Source organism: Mesorhizobium sp. M1334, from assembly GCF_040317995.1.
Taxonomy (GTDB): domain Bacteria; phylum Pseudomonadota; class Alphaproteobacteria; order Rhizobiales; family Rhizobiaceae; genus Mesorhizobium.
Genome location: NZ_JAMYLM010000005.1, coordinates 341,418 through 348,051 on the forward strand (window position 1 = coordinate 341,418; position 6,634 = coordinate 348,051).

Genomic DNA, 6,634 nt, shown 5'->3' on the forward strand with positions numbered 1-6,634 from the left:
CGGCGCCACGCGGCAGCCCCCGGCTGGCCCCAACGCCGCCGGGAATTGTCGCTGGTATTGGCGAAGGCGATGGTTCAAGAAGGGATCAACGACAGGCTTTCCTTCATGTCTTCCATCCGCCCGCTGATCCCGCTCCTGATCGCCGCCGGCATCCTGCTCGGCGGCAACGGCCTGCAGAGCACCTTGATTGCGCTGCGTGGTGCGCAGGAAGGTTTTCCCGCTTCCTCGATCGGCCTGATGGGCACGTTCTATTTCGCCGGCTTCCTGCTCGGCTGCCTTGCCGTGACGCGCATCATGAAGTCGGTCGGCCATGTGCGCGCCTTTTCGGCACTGGCGGCGATCGCCTCGGCGGGGACGCTGCTTCTGGTGCTGGTCATCGATCCGGTGATGTGGTGCGCCGTGCGCTTTGCCGGCGGGTTCTGCTTCGCCGGCCTGTTCACCATCATGGAAGCCTGGCTGAATTCCGGCGTCACCAACACCGACCGGGCGCGGGTGCTTGCCATCTACCGGATGGTCGACATCGGCTCGGTGACGGGCGCCCAGTTCCTGATCCCGATCTTTGGCGCCGGCGGCTTTGCCATCTTCGCCATCATGTCGATCATGATCACCGTTTCGCTGGTGCCGGTTTCGCTCGGCGACCGCTCCAATCCGACGCCGCCGGAAGAGGTCAAGCTCGATTTGGCGCGCGTCTGGCGGATCTCGCCGCTCGGCTGCTTCGGCTGTATCGCCGTCGGCGTCACCAACAGCGCCTTCCGCACCCTGTCGCCGGTCTATGCCGAGCAGATCGGCATGTCGGTCGCCGACGTCGTCACCTTCGTCAGCGTCGGCATTTTCGGCGGCGCCATCATCCAATACCCGCTCGGCTACCTCTCCGACCGCTGGGACCGGCGCTCGGTGCTGCTGATGACGACGTGCTGTGCGATGGTGGCGGCACTGGCCCTGGCATTCGTGGCAGGCGGCAGCCCGTTCCTCAACTTCCTGCTCGTCTTCATCTTCGGCTGCTTCGCCATGCCGCTCTATTCGCTGTCGGCGGCGCATTCCAACGACCGCGCCGACGAGGGCGAGTTCGTGCTGATCAACGCTGCCTTGATGCTGTTTTACTCGTTCGGCGCCATCGGCGGGCCGTTCGCAGCCTCGACGGTGATGCAATTTTTCGGGCCGAGCGCGCTGTTCGTGTTCAGCGCCACCGTCTATGCGATCTTCGTGGCCGTCATCCTTTACCGGATGCAGGCGCGCTCCGCCGTGCCGGCCACCCATCGCAGCCGTTTTACGGCGCTGTTGCGCACTTCGACGGTTTTTGCCCGGTTGGCGAAGCGGAATGGCGATCCCGATGAACCCGCAAAACCTGGATAGAGGTGCTTGCGCTTGACGAAAGCGCGCGCGGCTGAAATTGAAAGAGACCCTATCCCTTGCCAAAAGCGATTTGATGCACGTCATCACCACTCAGAAAGAACTCGAGACCGTTATTGCCGCTTTCGAAAAGGCGGAATTCGTCACCGTCGATACCGAATTCATTCGCGAAACGACCTTCTGGCCGATCCTGTGCCTGATCCAGATGGCAGCGCCCGGGGTGACGGCGCTGATTGATCCGCTGTCGCCCGACATCGACCTGAAACCGTTCTTCAGGCTGATGGCCAACGAGGCGATCGTCAAAGTCTTCCATGCGGCGCGGCAGGACATCGAAATCATTGTGCATCTCGGCGATCTTGTGCCGCATCCGGTGTTCGACACCCAGGTCGCGGCAATGGTCTGCGGCTTCGGCGACAGCGTTTCCTACGACCAGCTGGTGCAGCGCATCACCGGCGCGCGGCTCGACAAGTCCTCGCGCTTCACCGACTGGCGCCACCGTCCGCTGTCAGAAAAGCAGCTCGACTACGCGCTCGCCGACGTCACCCACCTGATCGAGGTCTACAAGCATCTCAGCGCCGAGCTGGTGCGGGAAAACCGCGCCCACTGGCTGAACGAGGAGATGGACGTGCTGACCTCGCGCGAGACCTACGATCCGCATCCCGAGGATGCCTGGAAGCGGCTCAAAATGCGGCTGCGCAAGCCGCAGGAACTGGCGATCGTGCAGGCGGTGGCGGCCTGGCGCGAACGCGAAGCGCGCGAGCGCGACGTGCCACGCGGCCGGGTGCTCAAGGACGATGCGATCTACGAAGTGGCGCAACAGGCGCCGCGCGACGCTGCGGCGCTGAGCAAGCTGCGTACCACGCCGAAGGGCTGGGAACGCTCTTCGACGGCGACGGCATTGCTTGGCGCAGTCAACGCTGCCCTTGCCCTGCCCAGGGAAGAGATGCCGAAGCTGCCGAAGAGCTTCCAGCCGCCGGAGGGGTCGAGCGCCGCGGCGGAGTTGCTGAAGGTGCTGCTGCGGATCGTTGCCGAAAGGGAAGGCGTCGCCTCGAAGGTACTCGCCTCCAGTGACGACATCGACCGCATCGCTGCCGAGGGCGAGGAAGCCGACGTGCCGGCATTGCAAGGCTGGCGGCGTGCCGTTTTCGGCGAGGCCGCGCTCAAGCTGGTGCGCGGCGAACTCGCCATCAGGTTCGACAAGCGCAAGATCGCGGTGTTCGAGGTATAGTCTCGATCAGCGCTGTCTCTGACCGGCAAGATGAAAAGCCGCAATGACGGTCACTGGTATCCCCAGCAGGGCGAATTTGGTGACGATCAGCGCCGAGGCGAAGGATAGCGAATCCGGATTGGCCGACAGAAAATCGGACAAAAGACGAGCCACGGCGATGTTCTGGGCATAGTCGGCAAGCGTGTAGGGCAGCACCAGCACAGCTGCGAATGTCGCCTGCGTTTGCGCAGGCAGTGCATGGAAATTCTTCAGCCGCCGGCCCGTGGCCAGGATCAGGCTGACCATCGTCAGCGACAGCAGCGCCGGAAACAGCAGGTCGAAGGTCAGGTAATGCCAGACGAGGATAATCTCGCTGCCGCGCCGGCCGAGAGCCGTTAGCCAGGCCATGCCCTCATCCGGAGTGAAACCGGCATAGCGCATGTCGAGCGACGGCTGACCGCCGCTCAATCGGCGAAAATAGAGGAACTCCATCGCCGTCATGATGATGAAAACCGCCACTGTGGCGACACAGAGTGCGGCCGCGTGGCGCGACAGCCGCAGGATCATTGCCGCCAGATTGCGCCAAGACGCATGACGGTCAGGCTCCGCCAGGATAATTCGGGCTTTCGCGGGTAATCGTGACGTCATGGGCGTGGCTTTCACGAAGTCCGGCATTGGATATCCGCACAAAAGTGGCGCGCTCGCGGAAATCGGCAAGGTCGCGGCCACCGACATAACCCATAGCGGCTTTCAGGCCGCCTGCAAGCTGGTGCAGCACGCCAGACACAGGTCCTTTGTACGGCACCTGCCCTTCGATGCCTTCCGGGACCAGTTTCAGCGTGTCGCGCACCTCGGCCTGGAAGTAACGATCGGCGGAGCCGCGCGCCATCGCGCCGACCGAACCCATGCCGCGATAGGCTTTGAAGGAGCGGCCCTGATGCAGATAGACCTCGCCGGGGCTCTCGTCGGTGCCGGCCAGCAGCGAGCCAATCATCGCCGCGCTGGCCCCGGCGGCCAGCGCCTTGGCGAGATCGCCCGAATATTTGATGCCGCCATCGGCAATAACCGAAACGCCCGATTTCTGCGCCGTCTCGACTGCCGACATGATTGCCGAGAGCTGCGGCACGCCGACGCCGGCGACGATGCGGGTGGTGCAGATGGAGCCTGGTCCGATGCCGACCTTGACCGCGTCGGCGCCGGCATCGATCAGCGCCAAGGTGCCTTCCGCGGTGGCGACGTTGCCGGCCAGGATGCGAACCGAGTTGGACAGCTTCTTGGCCCGCGTCACGGCATCCAGAACGCGCTGCGAATGACCGTGCGCGGTGTCGATCACCAGAAGGTCGACGCCGGCGTCGATGAGGCGCTCGGCCCGCTCGAAACCGTCATCGCCGACACTGGTGGCGGCGGCGGCGCGCAAGCGTCCCTGCGCATCCTTGGTGGCGTGCGGGTTGAGCTGCGACTTCTCGATGTCCTTGACCGTGATCAGCCCGACGCAATTGCCGTCCCGATCGACCACAACCAGCTTCTCGATGCGGTGCTGATGGAGCAGCCGCTTGGCCTCGTCCTGATCGACGTTCTCCTTGACCGTGATCAGGTTCTCGCGGGTCATCAGCTCATAGACCTTTTGCGCCGGATCGGACGCGAAGCGGACGTCGCGGTTGGTCAGGATGCCGACGAGCCGGCCGACCGTGTGGCCGCCGGTGCCGCCGTTCTCGACCACCGGAATGCCCGAGATGCTGTAGGTGCGCATCAGGCCCAGCGCATCGGCTAGCGTCGCCTCCGGACCGATGGTGACCGGGTTGACCACCATGCCGGACTCGAACTTCTTCACCTGCCGTACCTGCTCGGCCTGTTCGGCCGGCGAGAAATTGCGGTGGATGACACCGATGCCGCCGGCCTGGGCCATGGCGATGGCGAGCCGCGCCTCGGTAACCGTGTCCATGGCGGCCGACAGGATCGGCACGTTGAGGTCGATGTCGCCGGCGATGCGGGTGCGGATGTCGGTCTCTCCGGGCATGACCTCGGAATGACCCGGCTGCAGCAGCACGTCGTCAAAGGTCAGCGCCAATGCGCCGGTGGACGTCTCGATGATTTTTGCCATGGCCAGCCCTCGGAATGCAGGAAAGGCGCTCGCCCTGATGGACAGCGCCGACTCGTCTTCTTCCCTTTCAGGATTGGCGCTGGCTCGTAACACGTCCCGTCGCCGTTGAAAAGCCGATGGTTGTGTAGTGGCAAAGCTGCATTTGCCGCAGGTGCCGCACGACTTGCGGTCGCACAAACGTGACAGCAAATTAATGCGACATCCGGGCCAAGCCATGATAACCGCCCTACCTGTCGGTTTGGCCCCCAAGGCCGGCAAGCAATCGCGACGCACATTTCAAGGCCGGATCCATCGTGAACCGCACCATTCCGCTTATCCTGGCGGTCGCTCTCTTCATGGAAAACATGGATTCGACCGTCATTGCGACATCGTTGCCGGCGATCGCCATCGACATCCACAGCAGCCCGATCGCGCTCAAGCTGGCGCTGACCGCCTATCTGGTATCGCTGGCGATCTTCATTCCGATCAGCGGCTGGATGGCCGACCGCTTCGGCGCCAAGAATGTCTTCCGTGCCGCGATCGCCGTGTTCATCGTCGGTTCGGTCGCGTGCGCCATTCCCAATTCGCTGCCGGCTTTCGTGGTCTCACGCTTCCTGCAAGGCATTGGCGGCGCCATGATGACGCCGGTCGGACGCCTGGTGCTGGTACGCGCGACGCCGAAAAGCGAACTCGTTGCCGCCATGTCGTGGCTGACCGTCCCGGCTCTGGTCGGCCCGCTGGTCGGCCCGCCGGTAGGCGGCTTCATCACGACCTATTTTTCCTGGCACTGGATTTTTCTGATCAACGTGCCGATCGGGCTGATCGGGATCTGGCTGGCCACGCGTTTCCTGCCAAAGACCGACGCCGCGCAGACGCCGCCGCTCGATTTCACCGGTTTCGTGCTGAGCGGACTGGCGGCATCGGGCATCGTGTTCGGCCTGTCGGTGGTCAGCCTGCCGGCTCTGCCGCCCGTTGCCGGCTTTGTCACCGTAGCCGTCGGTCTGGCGTCGGCGGTACTCTATCTGCTGCACGCGCGGCGCGCCAAGAATCCGCTGCTGGCGCTCGAGCTGTTTCGCAATCGGGTGTTCCGCTCGTCGGTGCTCGGCGGCGCACTGTTCCGCATCGGCATTGGTGCCGTACCTTTTCTTTTGCCGCTGATGTTCCAGATCGGTTTCGGGTTGACGCCGTTCCAGTCCGGCATGATCACCTTCGTCTCGGCAATCGGCGCCATAGGCATGAAATTCGTTACCGCCTTGATCTTCAGGGTCGCCGGCTTCCGCCGTGTGCTGATTTCAGGCTCGATCATCGCTGCCGCGTCCATCGCCATCAACGGCCTGTTCACACCCGACACGCCCTATGGGCTGATACTCGCCATGCTGCTCGCCGGGGGCTTCATCCGCTCGATGTTCTTCACCGGCATCAACGCGCTTGCCTACGCCGAGATTTCGGCCGCCGACACCAGCAAGGCGACGCCGATCACGGCGGTGTTCCAGCAGTTGGCGATCGCGCTCGGTGTGGCGCTGGCCGGCGGCATCCTGGAAGTGTCGACCACGATCCATGGCGGCCCGTTGACGCTGGCCGACTTTCACACCGCCTTCTTCATCGTGGCGGCGGTGTCGGCGGCGGCCTCGCTGTCGTTCATGCGGCTGGCGCCGGACGCCGGCAATGCCGTGTCTGGACATGGCCGGCTGACACCGCCAAAGACCCTGGAGCCGGTGAGCCCGCCGGGGAGTTGACCTTTCCTCGTGCTTACGGACGCCGGAGGGACAGCGCCCCCCTCTGGCCTGCCGGCCATCTCCCCCACGAGGGGGGAGATGGACGTGATGTCGGTTTTCACCAATCTCCAGCGTTGCAGGATTAGGCGGCGCGCCGAAGCTGCCAATCTCCCCCTCGTGGGCAGGGGAATCGCATATGGCGATTTTGGGGTTGAGTTTAGGCTGAGAAAGGATTCTTTGGAGAGGCAGTTGAGCGAAGGAGCGACTGCCATTTCCTGCCTT

The 6,634-nt window shown here is 63.9% G+C and carries 5 protein-coding genes; 3 read left to right on the plus strand and 2 right to left on the minus strand.

Features of this window, described 5'->3' with window-relative positions:
* The first annotated feature begins 105 nt into the window (after window positions 1–105).
* Window positions 106–1,353: an MFS transporter gene (locus tag NKH17_RS13355; RefSeq protein WP_352971103.1), complete on the plus strand. Its 1,248-nt coding sequence runs from the start codon at window positions 106–108 to the stop codon at window positions 1,351–1,353.
* A gap of 73 nt (window positions 1,354–1,426) precedes the next feature.
* Window positions 1,427–2,578, plus strand: coding sequence for a ribonuclease D (rnd, locus tag NKH17_RS13360; protein WP_352477130.1), 1,152 nt, complete (start codon window positions 1,427–1,429; stop codon window positions 2,576–2,578).
* Between the two features lie 6 nt (window positions 2,579–2,584).
* Here the strand turns inward: rnd and NKH17_RS13365 are convergent, their stop codons facing one another.
* Together NKH17_RS13365 and guaB are read right to left on the minus strand one after the other, a co-directional pair.
* The gene (locus NKH17_RS13365) at window positions 2,585–3,124 is read right to left on the minus strand and encodes a hypothetical protein (protein ID WP_352477129.1); all 540 of its coding nucleotides are present in this window, start codon (window positions 3,122–3,124) and stop codon (window positions 2,585–2,587) included.
* A 31-nt stretch (window positions 3,125–3,155) separates the two neighbouring features.
* Window positions 3,156–4,658, minus strand: coding sequence for an IMP dehydrogenase (gene guaB, locus NKH17_RS13370; protein WP_352458563.1), 1,503 nt, complete (start codon window positions 4,656–4,658; stop codon window positions 3,156–3,158).
* A gap of 293 nt (window positions 4,659–4,951) precedes the next feature.
* Here guaB and NKH17_RS13375 point away from each other — a divergent pair, with 293 nt between their 5' ends.
* A complete protein-coding gene (locus NKH17_RS13375) occupies window positions 4,952–6,373 on the plus strand; it encodes an MFS transporter (protein ID WP_352896536.1) in 1,422 nt (473 codons plus the stop codon).
* Window positions 6,374–6,634: the final 261 nt, after the last annotated feature.